Origin of the sequence: Nocardia sp. NBC_00511, assembly GCF_045161165.1 — a bacterium.
Taxonomy (GTDB): domain Bacteria; phylum Actinomycetota; class Actinomycetes; order Mycobacteriales; family Mycobacteriaceae; genus Nocardia.
In genome coordinates, this window is sequence record NZ_CP107850.1 from 85,012 (window position 1) to 102,288 (window position 17,277).

The window sequence follows — 17,277 nt, forward strand, 5'->3', positions numbered from 1 at the left end:
CGGTCTAGGGGCCGGCCCGCTCGACCGCGACACCACCGGCAGAGTCGACTGCCGCCAGCGACTGTACGGCCTCCGCGGTGTGCCGATAGGTATCGGCCACGATCTGTCCATTGCCCGCGACAGCTTCGGCCAGAGTCGTCCTGATCCAGCCCGCGGTGGCGGTGAGGTCTCTGTCGAGAGGAGACAACCCGACACCCTGCGGTACCAACAGGGTCAGTGCTTTCGACAGCCGTTCGGTGGCCGCGGTCGAGGCAGTGGCGACCAGGTCCGCGGCAGCCAGCACCTCGTGAGGTTCATCGATATCGAGCTTGTCAGCCATGATGTTCCATTCGCATCAAGGTCGGAGGGTCCCGAGTTCGGCGGCTTCCGCGAGCCGGTAGGAGGCCTCGGTCGGCAGATCGAACGAATCGATGGTGTACGGGCGAGTCCCGTTGTACTCCATTTCCGCCCGCAGACCGACACGAGACTTCAGATGCGCGAGCCGGGCGAGTTTCACGATCTCGGCCGCCAACCACTGGTCCCCGTTCTCACGTGCCTCGTCAGTGATATGGATGCCGACGATCTCACCGTCGCGATTACAGGCGACACCGGCGCAGTGATCGGGATTGAATACCTCGTAGGTCATGTTCAGCCAGTCCGGCACAGCGTCTTCCTGCGCATCGTATTCTTCGATGTCGTTCACCGCTGCTCCTCGGGGTCGGCCGCCGACGGCGGAAAGGGGGAATCTGATTCGCCGAGCGGGTTTTCCAGCTGTTCGACGAGTGGCGCCCAGGTCGGATCCTCGATGCCGAGGACACGTCGCAGCTGCCAGAAGCGACTGCCCAGATACAGGTCCGCCGTGCGGTCCTGTGCCACATCGAGATGATTGGACCCCTCGGCCTCGGGGTTGAGCCGCACCGTCGAGACCGGCGGCTCGCTGTCGTCCACCAACATCACCGTTCCGCCACCGGGTATGAAGACGTGCTGGCAGCGCTTGTCGGCCGCGATCGCTACCGCGGCGCAGTTGGTGGTGATACTGACCTGAGGGTCCAGGAGTAACTGCACGACCCACGCTCGTGCGGTGATCTCCGGACGATCGCCATAGATGCCCAGCGACTGCGCCACTTCGAGATCCAAGACCAGCACCGCGTCCGACGCTGTCACCCCGACGACGACAAGACGCCTCGGGCTGCCGGACGGATACGGGAGATCGTCGGCAGCCAGTGTCAACACGTCGGTGCCGGGGCCGGCGACGGCGTCGGGAAACGCGGTAACCATGCCTGTCGCCACCTCCACGGAATACGCGATGACAGGGCTGGGCGCTCGCCCACCGACTCCGGCCAGCCGCACCAATCCCTCGTCATGCAACCAACGGACGGTCTCGGCGACGGACACCTCGGGCACCGTGGTCATGAAGTGACCGCGACGCTCTCGACCGTAGCTGCCGCGGGCCAGGGATCCTGCTCCATCAAAGCCTGGTACTGGCGGCCGGCGTCAGCGGTGCTCTCCGCGATCGCCGCCATGATTTCCGCGACCAACTTCGTGTTGCCCAACTGTTCGGCGGTGCCGGGCGTGAGATAAAGGTCGGTCAATCTGCCCATCGCGTCCACCTCGGGAAGGACCGCACCGCTCGGAGAGGGGCGGCGGGCACGAATGGCGTTGATCTTTTCCCGCAGATCGGCGATACGGTGACGCAGATCGCGGGCAGCGTCCAACGCGGCTTGCACGTCGGGATGAATGTCGCTCACACAGAACCTCCAGAGTTGGCGGGGGCATAGTTGTTGGCGGGCGCCGGAGTCGGTGGCGTCACGGTCGGTGCGATTGTCGGCTTCTCGCCGATCACCGCCTCGGTATACGGAGTGTCATCGACGTACATGAGGCGGTCGGGATGCCAGGCGACCACGCGATTGCGATCCCCGCCCGCACCGCCGCCCTGCATCCCCGGCGCCGAGGGCATGTACGGCATGTAGGGCGAGCTACCGCTCCGGGCAGCGACACCTGAACCTGCTGAAGTCTGCAGCGGCTCAACAACATTCGTGCGCGGGAGCCCATTGCTGGTCAGCGCGGCGGCGGTCGGCACCATCGGCATGGTCGCCGCCTGGTAGGCGACCGGCGTGACCGCATCGGCGGGGGTACCGAGACCACCGGCGTCGACGGAAGGAACAGCCGGGTCAGCGCCGCCGATATCCGACGACGAGGGCACCGACGGCAAGCCGTCGAACGGATAACCGCTGTCGTCGAGGGTCGGATCGTCGGCTATCGAGTTACCCTGCTGCGTAGCGGAATTCATTCCGCTCAAGGCCGCCATCAGGGCGGGCATCATCTGAGAGAGCATGCTTCCGGTGCCGGCGCTGCCGCCGCCTGTGGTCTGGCTGCCACTGCCCCCAGCCTTGGTAGGCTGAAGGGTCGAACTGAGTTTGGTGCTGTACTCCGTGGCCGTCTGCGCCGATCGGGCATTCTGCTCGTTGAATTGCGCCAGGGCAGTCGCCAGCGCGGCAGAGTTCTTGGACCGCATGGCAGCCAAAAGCCGTTGACGCACAGCGATGATCTCCTGCGGGGTCGGATGGCGCGCTTTCGCGGTCTCGAAGGCCTCGGCGTACGAATCGACATCGCTGGCGAGCCCACCTAGCGTTGTGCCGATTTCGTCCAGCTGATTGCGGTAGCCGCTGAGCTGTGCCGCCGCTGTGGTACCGACGGGGGTCCATTCGTGAAGAACCGGAATCGCGGCATCAAGCCCCGCGAGCGTCGAGCTGTGCGTACCGGACAAGAATTGACGGACCGAATCCGCGAACGATCTCGCCGGCCCTGGACCAGGACCACCGTTCAACTGCTGAGCGAAAGTCAGCGAGTCCACCGGCGCGCTACTGATCGCGCTCGGCAGCGGGCCCATACGATACCCGTAACTGTCCGGCTCGGGAAGAGGATTGGCGAGAACGTCACCGGTGTCGCCGCCGATTCGGCGGCCGCCCTCGGCATCGGTCGCCGTGTAGTCGGCGACCGATGCTCCGATCTTATGGCTATGCGGCGCAAGCCGATTCAGCGTGGAGATCGCGTCGTTGGTGGCTGACTCGAATCGCGCATTGTGGTACGACGCGGCCAGCACAGAGCCGAGGTCTCCCCCGGCCGCTTGCACCCAGCCGGTAGGCATTCCGGCATGGAACTCCCGCGTCAGCTGAGCCAGCGTCACCGCCGTTTCCGTCAGCTGTTGCGGATCGACATTCAAAGCCATGCGCGTCTCCTTTGCACCCGCCTACTCGTCAGCTCGTGGACGCCGCTGCCATCGATACCTGCGTTGCGTTCGGATCGATGCCTGCGGCCATCGGGTCGCCCGGCTTGCTTGCGGCACTGGTCATCTCGATGCCGTGCGGATGCATGAAGCCGGCGAAGGTCCCGATATCCCCGGCAGCATCGGGCGAGGTATCCGATGGCAGGCTCGACTGCGCGCCGTCCGGCGGCACCGGCTGAGTCGGGGAAGTGGGCGCGGTCTGACCATCGCCCGACAACGGCTTCAGCTGACCGTCGTCGCCAAAGCGCATCAGGTTACCTCGGACAATGACGTCGACGGTGCCATCCGTCAGCGACCCCATCACCCGCACGATCGCGGTGTGCTCCGGATCGTGGAAGATGGCTACGTCACCGGTCATCAACTGGCTCGGATCGACCCTGTCACCAATCTGCTTGTTGTCCGACCACTTCGCCGATGTCTTGGCATACGCACCCTGGGCATCGGTATCACCGTGGTTGGAGAACGCGGCATCCAATGCCTGCGCCACGACGGCCGAAACCTTTTGCGTCACACCGTCGGGGAAGGTGTACGTCACCGAACCATCCGCATCCGGCTGATGCGCCATCGGTTGGGCAGTCGGCTGAGTCGACGTCGTCGCCTTGTCCACGGGCGCGGCCTGCTGAGCCGCAGGCGATGTCGACGGCGAGCCGGACGTACTCGTCACCGGCGGAGGTGTGGCAGCCGGTGAAGTCTGTGCAGGCGTGGGTGTCACCGGCGGCGGGGAGGGCTCGTACTGCCCGTTGCCGAGCTGGTCTCCAGGAGTGTCGCCCAGGCCCTGCTGGCCACGCAGCATGTCCATCATCATGGGCAACGAACTCAAATCGCCCAGCCCGCCAGCACTCGGTGTGGTCATAGGGGCGTTCGAAGGAATAGCGTTGAGCTTGTTCGCGAGGTCGTCGAGCTGTTGCGCGGTTCCGTTGTTTGCCCCGGTGGGATCGGTGGCCGGAGTAGGTCCGGGGGTAGAACCCGGAGTTGGACCGGTGGTTCCGTTCGGATCTATTGGTGGCGGCGCGGAAGCCTGCCAACCATTGGGATCGGCGGGAGAACCGGAGGGGTCGGTCGGAGAGCCAGAGGGAATCGTGGGGGAGCCAGACGGATCGGTGGGAGAGCCAGAGGCAGGGCCGGGCACCTTTGGTACACCCGAATTCGCGCCACCGGTCGGATCACCAGTGGATACGGCTGGAATTTTCGGTGCACCGTCCGCCTGAGCACCGAACTGGCCAGCATAGCTTGTCATGGTATCCGCAAGATTCTGCAGCGACGCTGCGATGAACTGCATGACCCACATATTCTCGGTCATCGTTGTCGGATCGGCCGGTGCCTGCACCGCGTAGCTATTCATCTCCTCGATACACCTGTTGATGTCCTGCCGACCTTGCTCGGCGATATCCGCGCTCGTCTTGAGCCACTTGAGTAGTTCTGCCTCAGCAGTCTGCAATTGCTTCACCGCCGCACTCATATTGCTCACGAGCTGCTTATATGACGTCAACGTGTCGCCAGCGCCCGCTAGCTGGCCGGGCAGGGGAATATTGACATCCAGAAGACCAGGCGGCGGGGCAGTATCGCCGTTACCAAACCTATCGAATTGCTTTTTGAAGTAGACGGGCACACTCTTGTACATCTCGACTCCAGCAGGGGAGAGCAGATATACGGGGTCATAGTGCGCAGTAATCATCTTGTCATTACTCGGCATCTTGACAAAAGCCATTTGGGTAGTCACTTGGGTAGTCACCATGCCGGATCACCTTCATCGATAGTTTGCACGCGACGCATCCATCATTCAGGCGTGGGACCGATGACTACCGCACCAGTCGCGTCGAGAAGATCGTAGGGAATCGACGGCTTCAGCGCGATGGAGCGTGGCTTGGCTTGTGTATCGGACGAATTGGGTAGGGCTTTTACCGCCACCTTCTTATCCAGGTCCTGATAGAATGCAAGGGCCCCATCAAGGGTCGAGCCTGCGTATCGATTGAGCTTCGCCTGCGTACTCTTTTCAGCATCCGAAAGAACGTTCGCCTTAACAGCTTTCGGCGAAATTTTCAACCCGTTCTCTTTTGCCAGCGTTACGAAGTCTTTTATATTGTTCTTCGGCAATTTCCGCAAGGCGGCGTCGCCCGCATCTTTGAAAACATCCATACCGACTTTATCCAGCGCTGGACCGAGAAGATGACCACCTATCGGTCCACCAATAGTGTATAAAGCGGCGTCGAGGGCACCGGCACCGACCGCGTCGCTGAGAGATTTTCCATTAGCAAGTTCGAACCCGGCGTCAGCCACACCAGACAGCACCCCGCCCGCGACCGGGACCATGCCCAAACCACCGACGACGAGGTCTTTCCAACTGAAGCCCCAGCTCATGAGATCACCTGTACCTAACGGACGAGACCGCTTACTCACGCTTCTGTCATTCTCCGGGATTCCCAGTGATGGGAATCCCGGCGTCTGAGAACGCTCAGGCGCCTTACCGATCGATCAGGACCATCGGCTGGCATGAAAACTACTCGGAAGGCCAGTCACTCTGACGACAGCACCCGTATGAGGTGCCTCGACGCATTGTTCATTTCCGATGTACATCATCACATGCTGCGGGCTCCCACCATCGAACTCGGAGTCCGGAAAAATCAGATCACCTGGACGAATATTTGACGGACTGACCTTGGGGAGCTGCTGATACTGCGCGGTGGCGCCGCTGGGGATATTCACGCCAGCCGACAGCGCGGCATAATGCATCAACCCCTGACAGTCGAAAGCGTCAGGGCCCTCTCCACCCCAGACATAAGGTTTGCCGAGCTCCGACACTACGGTCGAAATCGCCTTCTGCGCGGCGGGGGTCGTCACCGATCCGGTCGACAGGGCCCTACCTTGGTAACTCTTACCGTTGAGGTTGTACAAGTACTGCAGTGTGAGCTGGTTGATCGCGTCCGCGATCTCGCTGTCCGTCAGCTGGGTTCCCGAGACCAGGCTTTGCCCCTGCTTCAGGGTCGCAGCCAGGATATCGTGTACTTGCTGTTGGCCGGCGGCGGTATACGCGCCACTACCCACCTTGGACAGCGCCGTGTCCAGGTTATGGATGAGGGTCGTCAATGCCGTGCGATCGAGGCCGTGTCCACCCGCAAGGCGAGTCAGATACGCGGCGAGTTGGTTGTCGAGGTTGTTGAATGCGGTTGCGGCGGTGTGTTGATAGAGCTGTGTCGTGGCCAACGCCTGTGCAGCCGAGCCGTTTCCCGCGACTACACCCTTTGTGCTGCTGGCAATCGGCCTGCTGGCGGGGGGTGTTGGTGTGGCAGGCTGAGGATTCTTGCCGTAGGCGCCTTCGAGCGCTTTCAATGCTTGCAGCGCGGCCACAGCATTAGGGTTCGGCGCGGTCACGGCATGCCCGCCGCCCGCGCCACCGCCGAGAAGCGACGAGGCCAGCATCGGCAGCATCAGCATGCTCGGCAAAAGGTCGGATGCCAGCGACGACAAAGCATCCGGATCGATGCGCAATCCCGTGTCATGTTCCGGAACCTCGGTCATTGAACCGGTTCGGCCTGGGCTCGGGTTCCCGACTATCGGGCCGGTCGCGGGCGGCGCAGCTGAAAACGTCTGCGACTGCAGCACATCGGCTGGCGGCGACATGACCCCCGGCGTAGTACCTACCACGGGAGGCTGGGGCACCCCGGTCCCCGAGCCAGCCTGTGTGACGGTCTCGAGTTGTCCGCCCGCTGCCGCATCGGGCTGCGGGGCCGTCACATTTCCAGATTCCTGTGGTTTCGCGCCAGGCTGTTCAGGAACCGCGATCCCCGACTGCGGCGACGCCTCCGTCTCGGACGGCCCTGCGTCGATCTGGATAGCCGGGCGCGGCATCCCATCGACGTCGGCGCCCTGGACTCTCAGCGCGCGAGTCCAGGGCGTCGATGCGGCAGCTTCTGGATCACTGTGCGCGGCTGCGTCTTCCGGGGCGATCCTGGCATCCTCGGTCACTGTGCCGCGCTCAGCACCCGTTTGATCCGTACATCACGTCCGGTTGGCAACGCCTGTTGCACCATCCGACCGCTGGCCCCGTCGCGACACACGATCTGCTGCGGGCCGATAGCCACTCCGACCCGTGTCGGCGCATAGTTCTCGTAGCCCCAGAACACCAGATCGCCTGCGGACACCGCTGCCGGATCTACTCGGCTACCGCAATAGCTCTGCACTGCAAGGGTTTCCGGCAACACAACCGTGCCGGTGGCGGTCCGCGTGGGACACTGCACCGAGCGCACAGCGGGATCACCCAGCGAGCCAGTGTCCGCCGGATCCCCATCACAGGATCCGGGCGTACCGGCCGCGGTCGAAGCATCGCGAATTATCGATGCCGACACCTCGGCCGGATCGGTATCGGCGCCGAACGCGTCAGGTCGTTGGGTCAGCGACTGCGCGATCATCGCGGCGCAATCGACGGCGAGGCCGGTGTTGAGGAATCGCTCAGGAGCGGACTGATACGGCGCGTACCGCATGGCCGTCGCGCAGGCGCGCATCCAGCCCGAGACCTGCGTATCGTCGTCCGCGAATGTGATCTGCGCATAGGGATTCACCGCCGGCGACGCATCGGACTGCGGACCTGCCGCGGCCACTGAGACCGCCGCCGTTGTCGGAGTCGCGGCGACCGTCGATGCCGGATCCGGACCAACCGCAGTATCGCACTGGCTGAAGAAGTCCCCGCCCACCGCGGAGAAGGTGCTGGCAACCCCCATGACGACAACCACCAGCAGAACAATCGGGATGAGCACGACGAGCGCTGCCAGCATCGACCAGACCACCCGTGCGGCCGTGAAAACTGCCAGTAGTTTCAGCATGATTCATCCCTTTCCGAAATCGTGCACCACCATGCCGACCCTGACTCCCGAGCACCCTCGCCTATTGACGCCACCCTCGGCGAGTCCACGGTCGCCACCCCGGGCGCGGACGGTGCAATGTGTCTGCCACGTCAGACATCCAGTCCGGGTAGTCCCTGGTTGCGGAGCTGACCGGTCCGGGCGGCGCGAGCAGCGCCCACGGCGAAGGCATATTCATCGGAGCCGCCCATTGGTCGGTGGACTGCGCCTTGGAAACTTCGTCTCGTGCACGGCGCATCCGCTCGGCATTTGTCGGATCGGCCATGAGGTCAGTGACCGACACACGTACGCGCTTAGCGTGCTCATTGCCAATCCAGGTCCACATACGCTTTGCCGCATTTTGATCGATTCCGTCATTACGCATGTCAGCCATCAACTGTTGCTCGTTGTGAACGGGGGTCGGACTTCCCGCCGTCCGTTTTGCGGGTACCCAGACCCCCTGCTTCTTGACGGCATATCTTTCCAGATCGTCACCGCTGGCCAGCGCGCCCAGCACTCTCAGGCGGTCCTCGTTTTGATCTTTCATATAGGCATTGACCCACTTGAGCTGGTTTCCTTTGCGCCCATTATCCAATGTGACACCTCCTTGGTGAGCACGACGGAATCCGTGAGCAGCTGCTTCCAAAGTGGCCAAATCAGCAGCGACATTTTCATGTGAGGCCAGCCCTGCTTCGGCCTTGGTTGCAGACCGTGTACGCCGATTGGTCGAGTTCACAACACGGTTCATCGCCGCGGCCACGAATTTGAGGTGCGCGTCGGTTACTTGGTATCCCTTAGCGTCGTCGGTAACGATGCCCCACGAACGGATCGCCGCGTGGATGACTTTCCCATCTCGGAATCCGGCACCGATCAGAGCCCCGTGGAGGTCGGGCGCGCCTGCGCCTACATCCACAGCTGACCTGATTGCTCGCGAAGCGCCCTCGACAGTGTCGATTCCGTCACGTCCCGCGCCGCGCCGCGCCGCGTTCGAGAAGAGCTCGCGATTCATCATGGATTGCACATAGAAGCCGTTGGGCCCACCTATTCCCGGGGCGCCCCAGACGCCGTATTGTGAAATCGACGTAGCCTTTTCCTGCTTAGAGAAACGTCGCAGCGGGGTGCGTCGATTGAAGGCCCACTCGGTGACCGGCGAGTTATCGAAGGCGCTGGCCGCTGCCAGCGTAGCCAACACGCCCACTCCATGCCGAGACGCACCGACGCTACCCATTCCTACGGCGGTACCTCCGCCACCGCCTCCACCGCTGCCATTCGTTTTGGCTGCACCGTTCTGGATCGCCAGCGCAACACGATTGGAAATCCAGTCACTTCCACTGTTCAAGCCACGAGAAAGCTTGGAACTCTGCAGTATTGCGACCATCGTGAAGATACCGCTGAGGATCGCGACCGCACTGACTTGTCCCTGAGCCTGCCGAAGTAAGCTTGTTTCCAAGATCTCGTAACCGCCGAGAAAAACGACTTCAGCAACCATACGTCCGACCGCGAACCCGGAGTGCACCAGATTCCGCACCGTCGCTGTCTGTGTCGGGCCGTATATATAAACCCCGAAAGTCAGGCAGACAACCGCAATCAGCGCGTGGTAGATCGAGTCGAGTACCGACCATATAATTCTCACCGAGAACATACCCGAGAAAATCAGCTGAGGTATGGCAGCAATCAAGAACAACAGTCCGGTGCCGATTTTTCCGGCACTCGGGTTTTGGATAGATTTATAGGCAGCAACGTCCCCACATGCCTGGATGGCCGCCTTTACCTGACCATCGTCACCACTTTGCTCACCCGCTTCCCAGCCTGCCTTACACGCCCCGGAAAGTGTATGCCCGAAGTTCCATACTTGAACGGTATCACTTCCGAGGCCATCCGCCATTTCCTCCTGCATTGTCGCAACCAGTTTAGTGGGTTGCGGATCGCTGTTACCCATCAACCCGGCATCGAATTCTATGGCGACATCGCGGCCTTGAGCAATCCACCCATCCGGCGACAGGACGTCGGCCAGCGGGTCGGCGAGTATCAGCGTTCCCAGCACTGCCGCCCCGAGCATGACGACTATTTGCATAGCCATCTTGGCGTGGTAACCACGCAGCGCGAACCACGCGACGAAAAAGGCGCCGATGGTGGTAGCAGTCATCAGGATGATCGGTGTATTCAGCTGTCCGGCAAACGATTTACCCATAGCCCGTAGCGGAGTCGCGATATAGTTCAACCACGAGAACCCCATAACATATCCAGGCAGCCACAAGACAAAGTCGATAATCAGAAGCCAACCTTCGAAAATCGCGCCGTTGAACAATGCGTATCCCGTTTTTATGGGATGTAACAGGCCACCGTCGTCGAGAACAATGGAGTAGCTCGAGACATCGGTACCGGCCGAATCATGAACTTTCATGAAGCTCATAGCGCTGTTACCGGATGCCGTGGCCGTACTGCTCTGTGCCATGGCAACCGCACCGAGGATGCCAGGGAAGACGAACAGGCCGAACAACACTCCACAGATGATCACCACCCACTTTCGGCGGCGAGTGGTGCAGATCCACCCCCACACCCAGCGAAGTAGCGCACGCGGGTGCGAGCGGCTCATTCGATCGATCAAGGCCTCAGGCATGTTCCACCCGCTGTGTCTTCGTATCACCCGTGTTGCACGAACGCCATCCCTGTGTCATGGCAGGGCTCGTCGCTCGAGTGACCGGCTCCTGGCGGCGACCGGCGTGCTGGTGATCGCGGCCGCGCGATCGGGACGCGCCGGACCCAGTACCTTCCCGCGTCCGATCCGGTTGAGCGCGTCGCGCATGAACATCTCGCCACGTCGCTCCTCAGGCACCTGTCGACCTATACCGGCGGGCGGGGAGGTCTCCTCTCGCAGAATCTGCAGAAGATAGGGCGCGTGTTCGAGATCGACCCCGAGCCATTCCAGGCTGTTGCGCGCGAGAGTCTCATCCCGCTGCCGGAAGACGAATCGGTTCGGGATGAGGTTGTGTGCGGCACCTTGAAAGTCGGTGGCCGGATCGTGCGACGCCAATGCGATCGCCGCCAGATGCTTACGACCATCACGGCTGAAATCCGAGGTCACCGCGGACCCGACCTGGGTCTGGGTAAAATGATGCGCTTCGTCACCGACCAGCAGGCCGAACCGGCCGTTGTCGCTCAGGAACGCCTCACGGGCCGCGACCCCGACCAGCTCGTACAGCGCGGTGCCGAGCCGCTTGGTCAGCGGTAGCCGGTTGTACAGGTGCGGAGTGGTGAGCTCCTCCGCCGTCGGCAGCGCCACATTGTGACTACGGATGACCGTGGCGGCGGCATCGAGACGCAACGGCCTCAACGCGGGGTCGAACAACACAGGCACCCGATCTGCGACCGTTCCGAGCCGCGCCGCCAGATCGGCATACTCCTCCCCCGTTCCCCGCGTGTCGCGTAACCGTAATATGACCTGAAACAGATCCTCCAGTGAGCGGATCTTGTGCTCTTCGATGCCACGCGGCGTCAACAGCGCACTACACAAAGCGCCGGCACCGGAGGTAGGCGACAGATCCAGCAGCGGAAGAATTGAATCCAGCGCCCGTTCACCTGCGATCCGCGCATCGAACAGTCTCAACGGGTCCAATGAGACTGTGGGATTCGCCAGATCGATGATGACCGCATCATCGATCGCCGACACGAAGTGCTCCCATTCCCCGACCTGGCTGCGATCGATCGCAAGAAATTGCCCACCCATATCGTGCACGAGTACAGCGATCAACTTGAGAAAGTACGACTTTCCCGAGCCCAACTCACCGGTGACAGCGAACGACGCCGACAGGTCGTGCAGGGCCGCCTCCATGATCCCGAAATGTATCGGCTCGAAATGACCCGACATCAGGTTCACACCGATGACCGGGCCGCTGTCGTCCCCGATTTGACTGGTGGTGAACGGCACAAAGGCCGACCACATATCCGACGGGACAATATGGGAGTAATCATCGAATGCCCGCCGCGGCGGGCACCCGGGGATCAGCATCGACCAGAGATCGACCTGCGCGCCGAGTGGGGCGGTCAACTCTATCTGAAACCGCTTATAGCGACGCTTGAGCAGGTTAACCGCATCCATCGTCGTTTCACGTGAGGGACTGCCGATCGCGATCACGGTCGTGAACGAGACCTCCGACTCTCCGCCCTTGACCTCGAAGTGCTGGTTGTATTCACCCAGCATCTGCGCCTTCGACAGTAAGGTGTTCTGCGCGAAGGACACCTCCTGGTCGCGTTGGTCCATCTGTTCCCCCAGGCGTCGCAGATTCGTCTCGTTGGCCTTGAGGACCTGATCAGCGGGCCGCGTCGATACCCGGATCCCCCAATCGACGCTCACCTCCCCGATGCCTTCGAGCACGCTGAGAAATTCACTGCCACCGGGAAACGTCATACCCGCGTACGGGAACGCATGCGGGGTCAGCATTGCCTGGTAAGAGGGTCGGAACTCGAAATCGGGCTGGACGATCTTGATCACCGGCACGAACGACGGACGTAAGCGTCGACTACTTTCTACCTGAGCGCCCTCATCCAATGCCGCCGATCGGAAGACCGCCGCCGTAGCGTCATCGAGCACACCCGCCTGCGTCGGTGCCACCGGATCGCCGGCGGCACCCCGTGAAAGGTAGTGCTCCCAGAGCCACTGAAACAGCGCGGCCGGCACGGGCACCGGATCGAAGTCTCCTCCGATCCGGGACAGAATCTCGTTTGCTTTCTCCTCGCACTCATCCAGATCGCCGCGTGAGATCGCCGTCGCGTCGCCTCCACCGCCGTGCCACAAACGCGTCAGCGCAGTCATCCCCGGACTCGTCGATCCGACTGGAATCGACAGCAGAAATATGCGGGTCTGCGGCACGATCGCGCGAATTCGTTCGTACGATGCCACTACCTCGTCCGCGTAGCCTTCACATTCGTCCAGGTCGACGCCCTCCACCATCTTGCTCAGCACGTCGACGGTGTTGAGGCGAGCCTGAATCCCGAGCATCAGGGATCCGTTGGGCAGGTTGTTGACCAGCGCATGATGCGCTTGTTTCACATCGAACTTGTCACTCGCGCTGCGTAATCCATAGCCGAGTGGGCTCATGAAGTAGGTCGCGGTGACCAGCCCCGATTGAGTGAACTGAAGGTTGCCGCGAATAGCTACCGTGGGCTGCAGATCGCGGTCAAACCGCATCGGAAGCTCCCTGGACGACGTCCGGTAGCAGCACGACAACCGTCTGTTCGATGAACAAGGTGCGCCGCGCAGATTCAGAATCTATCGGCATACCGGACGCCGAGACCGGCTTCCGACTTACCAGCAAGCGCCCCAGCCAGTACGCTCGCGAACTCAATCGGACGCCGGTGTACGGGATCAGGCCGAGAGCAAAGACTGTCACTACTGTGATGATCACTCCGGTAATGAAGGTGATCGCCGGATTCCAGGGTAAATTCACCGAGCATACGCTCGTAAAAAGCAGCAGTACTGCCGCGGCGCCTATCTGAGGAAGCGTGTAGGGGCCGAACGGAAGCCGCTGCCCGTTCGGGGCTTTACCGACCATCGTAGGCACACGTTTGACGGGAGTGAACACTTTGATCACTTCGGTCACCGATACCCCCCAATGGGGTAGTCCGGGACGATAGTGCCCGAGTCCACTCGGCCGTAGTTGATGACCGATGGAAGTATCCAGAAAACGACGCCCGCAAAGATCGCCGAACCGGCCACCAATGCCACCCTGCCGGGAGAGAGTCTATTTCTGAACGCTTCTGATATAAGGATCCCTCCGGAACCGATGGTCAGAATCACTATTCCGAACCAGCGACCCTCTTCCATTATATTGGTTAATATCTGGAGCAGGTGCGGCGTTCCCATGATGAATTCCTTCTGTTCAGTTCTGCGTCGGCGGCGGGATGACAGCCTGACTTGCAGGAGTTCGGTTTGCGGTGCTGGTCGGGCCGGCACCGCCTTGGGACTCGGGACCGGACTCGATGGTCAAGGGATTCAGCAGTGCAGGAGCCGGATCCACACTTGCGACCTGCCATTGGCCCGCAGTCCGAACCATCGTCAGCGGATAGTCGAGCGTCGGTGTGACCACCCCGCCATCGCCTTTGGGATTGATCGACACCAGTACCCTGGCGGTATTCGTACGGGTGCCGCACTCGGGATCGTCGGCGCTGATAGTTGCCGTCTCGACGGAGGTGAACGGTGTCGGTTTGAGCGCCGCGATGCCGGAACCAGCGGTCGTGTAGCGCGCGATGTCGCCGGAGCCGGTGAGCAGTGCTTGCAGGAATCCGGAGGCCACTGTCCCCAGCACGGTGTCGACGGCACAGGAGGCGCGGTACACCAGGGTCAGGTCCGATCCGGAAGCGGGTGGTTCCACCACCGCGGGCAACGACAGAGCGCGCACCCGGCCCGCGCCGACCGAGACCGCGACGCGATAGAACTGGCGTTGTACATCCGTCTGCGCGGTCGCACGCGTGGCTGATCGCACGGATATCGTCACCGACCAAATGTCGATACCGGACTCGGAACTCGACAGTGACACGAAAGCCACCGCGGGGTCGGAAACCTGCCTTCCGACGGGTGGCAACGTGGCCGATTGAGCGCCGCTGACGTAGGCCCCCAACTGGGACTGTCCAGCGGCGCTGAGACTCAGGTAGGTCACCACGAAGTCGCGAGCGAACGATCCCGCAAGCTGCGCGTGCCCGACAACCGAGGTCGTCGTATTGACCGTTGGTCCGGAGGAAGAAGAATCGAAAGCATCGAAGATGGCACGGCCGCCACCGAGTATGGCCAGACCCGCGACCGCGATGACCGCGATACTTTCACGACGACGGCGAGCCGCCATTCTGCGAAGCAGCAGGTCACCGGAATCGGTCTTGCTACCGGTCAGTGAACTCACTCTCGAATGGTAAGGAAGAACCACTCACTTATTTCTCCGCAGCTATTCCCACCCCTGGAGGGGCTCAGAGTGATCTACTGCCCCGCCCCCACCGCGCCCGCAACTGATCGTCGTAGCCTACCGGCGATGTACGATCCCGTACCTGCCAGACCGTACGGCTCGCGGGCGTGGACAGCGGCGATCCAGGTGCGGCGTGAACGAATTGAACGATGGCCAGTGGTTGCCGCGAATAGCCCGGGTAGGGATAGACCAACAGCGAAGTCGGGGTGTATCCCCCATCGTAATTGAGTGTCCGCACCACGATTCCGGCCGCGTACCCTGTACTGACCTGATCACTCAACGTCACCAGCCGGGCGCGGTCGTCGGGATGAAATACATCGCGGGGACTGAACAGATAGTCCCAACGGATCCAGGGTGCGGGATCTGTCAACCAATGTGAGATTGCACCGTGCGCCAGTTGCACGACAGCGAGTCGGGTTCCAGCCCGCCTGTGGGCTTCTCGCAATCCCACCCGCTCGAGGCCAGGGGCCTGTGCCGGATGGTCAGGCGACGTAATGTCCTCGATCAGCCACCACGCACCGCGTCCGCGTTGATCCTCACGTGCCCGCATGCTGATTCTCCACCGGCTCGGACATCCGGCTCCGTCGGTGATAGCCGCCTCGAACTGTAGCTTTGCGCCGGGCTTCGGGTCATAGAGCAGGTCTAGTACCTCACCGTGCCGATCGAAAGTCGAAACCCGGTGGAAGAGTTCGGCGATCGACATTCGGGGTGTGTATTCCTCGGGGGCGACACCGGCCAATTCGACGATCCCGCTGGGTACCGCGATGGTCTGCGAATCCAGATCCCAGATGGCACCGACCGCTGGGCCGAGGACCGGTGGTGACACTGATGCCGGACCCATCCACAGCTGCACCGCATGTGTGTCCCCCGCCGGGCCGAGGACCGGGCGTACCCGCAGCAGATGTGGTCCGGATCTTGTCTCGACGATCCGCTGTGACATGGCGGCACGTTCGCGTACCAGTGACACAGCCTCGAGGATCTCGGCAGTGGTCATGACGTCGTACATGGCGGGAACCTTGGCCAACTGGCGCTGCAGGGAACGCTGCCAGGCGGCGAACTCGCGGGATTCACCGCCGACCGAGGCGACCGAAGGGTCATCCGGTACCAACGTCTCGATAGTCATCCAGGAAATCACTGAGCCGCTCCATTGTCCTAACTGACACATCCACGACCCGAGACGGAGGTCCCGATAAGGACTGCCACAGAGCACAATGTACCGTTATATAGCGGCTCATTCAAATTTGACCAGAACGGCATCCGCCGGCCACAGCTCCACCGATTCCTAACCCCGCGCGAGGGACAGCGCCAGCACTCCGGCTCCGGCAATCACTCCGATCTCACCCACTTCCGAGGACACCACCCGGAGACTGGGCAGATAGAGCTGTTTGGCGTGTTCGACGACGGCAGCCCTCAACGGTTTCCACAGCACGCCGCCGGCCTGGGGCAGGGTGCCACCCAACGCGACCAGCTCCACATCGAGCAGGGCCGCTGCCGAGGCGATCGCGCGCCCGAGCGCGGTACCAGCCCTGCTCAACGCCTCGATCGCTACCCCATTGCCGACGTCGGCGGCATTGATGAGATCGGCGACACCATCACCGTGCCACCCACGCTCCCGTGCCCAACGGGACGCACTGGCTCCGCTGGCGACAGCTGCCAGGCACCCACGTCCCCCGCAGTCGCACGATTCGTCGAATCCCGGAATCAGGAGATGCCCGAAATTGCCGGCGTTGCCAGTCCGCCCGACCAGAACGAAGCCGCCTATCGTGATACCGCCGGTAATCGTGTCCGAGACACGCAGCGCCAGACTGTCGGTGCAGCCCGCGGTGGCACCGAACGTCCGCTCGGCCAGCGCCAGACACAGTCCGTCCGACCCCAGCTGAACCGACGCCTGTGGGAACAACACGCGGGCCGCCTCGACAACCCCGAATCCGGCTCGCCACGAAGGGATCCCGCTCGGCGCGATCATGCCTGCGGCCATATCGATCGCCCCGCCACACGCGATGCCGAGCGCGCTGACCTCAGCTCCACCCGCGACCTCCAGCAGCAAGTCTCGGCACACATCCCAGGGCGCCGTGCGCGGCAACGGCGCCCGTCGTATCTCGGCCACGTCGACATCGTCGCGCACAGGCGATACCGCGAAGTCGGTTGTTCCGATCTCCAACGCCAGGATTGTCATGGATTACCTACCATTGCAGTGAGTTTCGTGCAGCTCGACTTCAGATCG

The 17,277-nt window shown here is 62.2% G+C and carries 16 protein-coding genes; all 16 read right to left on the bottom strand.

All coding sequences use genetic code 11. The features are described 5' to 3' along the window. Positions 1–4 precede the first annotated feature (4 nt). Positions 5–319: a hypothetical protein gene (locus OG300_RS41665; RefSeq protein WP_331723073.1), complete on the bottom strand. Its 315-nt coding sequence runs from the start codon at positions 317–319 to the stop codon at positions 5–7. 15 nt (positions 320–334) lie between these two features. Next, the gene (locus OG300_RS41670) at positions 335–682 is read right to left on the bottom strand and encodes a hypothetical protein (protein WP_331723074.1); all 348 of its coding nucleotides are present in this window, start codon (positions 680–682) and stop codon (positions 335–337) included. Then, the gene (locus tag OG300_RS41675; protein WP_331723075.1) at positions 679–1,392 is read right to left on the bottom strand and encodes a hypothetical protein; all 714 of its coding nucleotides are present in this window, start codon (positions 1,390–1,392) and stop codon (positions 679–681) included. The genes OG300_RS41670 and OG300_RS41675 overlap by 4 nt, the downstream gene beginning before the upstream one ends. Continuing rightward, entirely contained in the window at positions 1,389–1,727 is a 339-nt protein-coding gene (locus tag OG300_RS41680) for a hypothetical protein (RefSeq protein ID WP_331723076.1), read from the bottom strand. The genes OG300_RS41675 and OG300_RS41680 overlap by 4 nt, the downstream gene beginning before the upstream one ends. Continuing rightward, entirely contained in the window at positions 1,724–3,208 is a 1,485-nt protein-coding gene (locus tag OG300_RS41685; protein ID WP_331723077.1) for a PPE domain-containing protein, read from the bottom strand. Before OG300_RS41685 ends, OG300_RS41680 begins: the two co-directional genes overlap by 4 nt. Positions 3,209–3,236: 28 nt before the next feature. Then, positions 3,237–5,000 (bottom strand): hypothetical protein, encoded by a 1,764-nt coding sequence (locus OG300_RS41690; protein WP_331723078.1) that lies wholly within the window; start codon positions 4,998–5,000, stop codon positions 3,237–3,239. A gap of 41 nt (positions 5,001–5,041) precedes the next feature. After that, the gene (locus OG300_RS41695; RefSeq protein ID WP_331723079.1) at positions 5,042–5,623 is read right to left on the bottom strand and encodes a hypothetical protein; all 582 of its coding nucleotides are present in this window, start codon (positions 5,621–5,623) and stop codon (positions 5,042–5,044) included. 114 nt (positions 5,624–5,737) lie between these two features. Then, entirely contained in the window at positions 5,738–6,781 is a 1,044-nt protein-coding gene (locus OG300_RS41700; RefSeq protein ID WP_331723080.1) for an NlpC/P60 family protein, read from the bottom strand. A 443-nt stretch (positions 6,782–7,224) separates the two neighbouring features. After that, positions 7,225–8,082: a hypothetical protein gene (locus OG300_RS41705; RefSeq protein ID WP_331723081.1), complete on the bottom strand. Its 858-nt coding sequence runs from the start codon at positions 8,080–8,082 to the stop codon at positions 7,225–7,227. Between the two features lie 61 nt (positions 8,083–8,143). Continuing rightward, entirely contained in the window at positions 8,144–10,603 is a 2,460-nt protein-coding gene (locus OG300_RS41710) for a hypothetical protein (protein ID WP_405498991.1), read from the bottom strand. 171 nt (positions 10,604–10,774) lie between these two features. Then, on the bottom strand, positions 10,775–13,288 hold the full coding sequence (locus OG300_RS41715) for an ATP-binding protein (RefSeq protein WP_331723083.1): 2,514 nt from the start codon (positions 13,286–13,288) through the stop codon (positions 10,775–10,777). Continuing rightward, positions 13,278–13,700, bottom strand: coding sequence for a hypothetical protein (locus OG300_RS41720; protein ID WP_331723084.1), 423 nt, complete (start codon positions 13,698–13,700; stop codon positions 13,278–13,280). Before OG300_RS41720 ends, OG300_RS41715 begins: the two co-directional genes overlap by 11 nt. Beyond that, positions 13,697–13,963, bottom strand: a complete 267-nt coding sequence (locus tag OG300_RS41725) for a hypothetical protein (RefSeq protein ID WP_331723085.1) — start codon at positions 13,961–13,963, stop codon at positions 13,697–13,699. The genes OG300_RS41720 and OG300_RS41725 overlap by 4 nt, the downstream gene beginning before the upstream one ends. A gap of 16 nt (positions 13,964–13,979) precedes the next feature. After that, the gene (locus tag OG300_RS41730; RefSeq protein WP_331723086.1) at positions 13,980–14,993 is read right to left on the bottom strand and encodes a conjugal transfer protein; all 1,014 of its coding nucleotides are present in this window, start codon (positions 14,991–14,993) and stop codon (positions 13,980–13,982) included. 64 nt (positions 14,994–15,057) lie between these two features. Further along, positions 15,058–16,176, bottom strand: a complete 1,119-nt coding sequence (locus tag OG300_RS41735) for a GAF domain-containing protein (RefSeq protein ID WP_331723087.1) — start codon at positions 16,174–16,176, stop codon at positions 15,058–15,060. A 159-nt stretch (positions 16,177–16,335) separates the two neighbouring features. Beyond that, the gene (locus OG300_RS41740; protein ID WP_331723088.1) at positions 16,336–17,229 is read right to left on the bottom strand and encodes an ROK family protein; all 894 of its coding nucleotides are present in this window, start codon (positions 17,227–17,229) and stop codon (positions 16,336–16,338) included. Between the last annotated feature and the right edge of the window lie 48 nt (positions 17,230–17,277).

What these genes read in the sequence shown, in the direction of transcription:
- OG300_RS41705 (WP_331723081.1), bottom strand. Translation starts at nt 8,082, where the DNA reads ATGCTGAAACTACTGGCAGTTTTCACGGCCGCACGGGTGGTCTGGTCG.
- OG300_RS41715 (WP_331723083.1), bottom strand. Translation starts at nt 13,288, where the DNA reads ATGCGGTTTGACCGCGATCTGCAGCCCACGGTAGCTATTCGCGGCAAC.
- OG300_RS41740 (WP_331723088.1), bottom strand. Translation starts at nt 17,229, where the DNA reads ATGACAATCCTGGCGTTGGAGATCGGAACAACCGACTTCGCGGTATCG.
- OG300_RS41735 (WP_331723087.1), bottom strand. Translation starts at nt 16,176, where the DNA reads ATGACTATCGAGACGTTGGTACCGGATGACCCTTCGGTCGCCTCGGTC.
- OG300_RS41725 (WP_331723085.1), bottom strand. Translation starts at nt 13,963, where the DNA reads ATGGGAACGCCGCACCTGCTCCAGATATTAACCAATATAATGGAAGAG.
- OG300_RS41675 (WP_331723075.1), bottom strand. Translation starts at nt 1,392, where the DNA reads ATGACCACGGTGCCCGAGGTGTCCGTCGCCGAGACCGTCCGTTGGTTG.
- OG300_RS41685 (WP_331723077.1), bottom strand. Translation starts at nt 3,208, where the DNA reads ATGGCTTTGAATGTCGATCCGCAACAGCTGACGGAAACGGCGGTGACG.
- OG300_RS41665 (WP_331723073.1), bottom strand. Translation starts at nt 319, where the DNA reads ATGGCTGACAAGCTCGATATCGATGAACCTCACGAGGTGCTGGCTGCC.
- OG300_RS41695 (WP_331723079.1), bottom strand. Translation starts at nt 5,623, where the DNA reads ATGAGCTGGGGCTTCAGTTGGAAAGACCTCGTCGTCGGTGGTTTGGGC.
- OG300_RS41700 (WP_331723080.1), bottom strand. Translation starts at nt 6,781, where the DNA reads ATGACCGAGGTTCCGGAACATGACACGGGATTGCGCATCGATCCGGAT.
- OG300_RS41690 (WP_331723078.1), bottom strand. Translation starts at nt 5,000, where the DNA reads ATGGTGACTACCCAAGTGACTACCCAAATGGCTTTTGTCAAGATGCCG.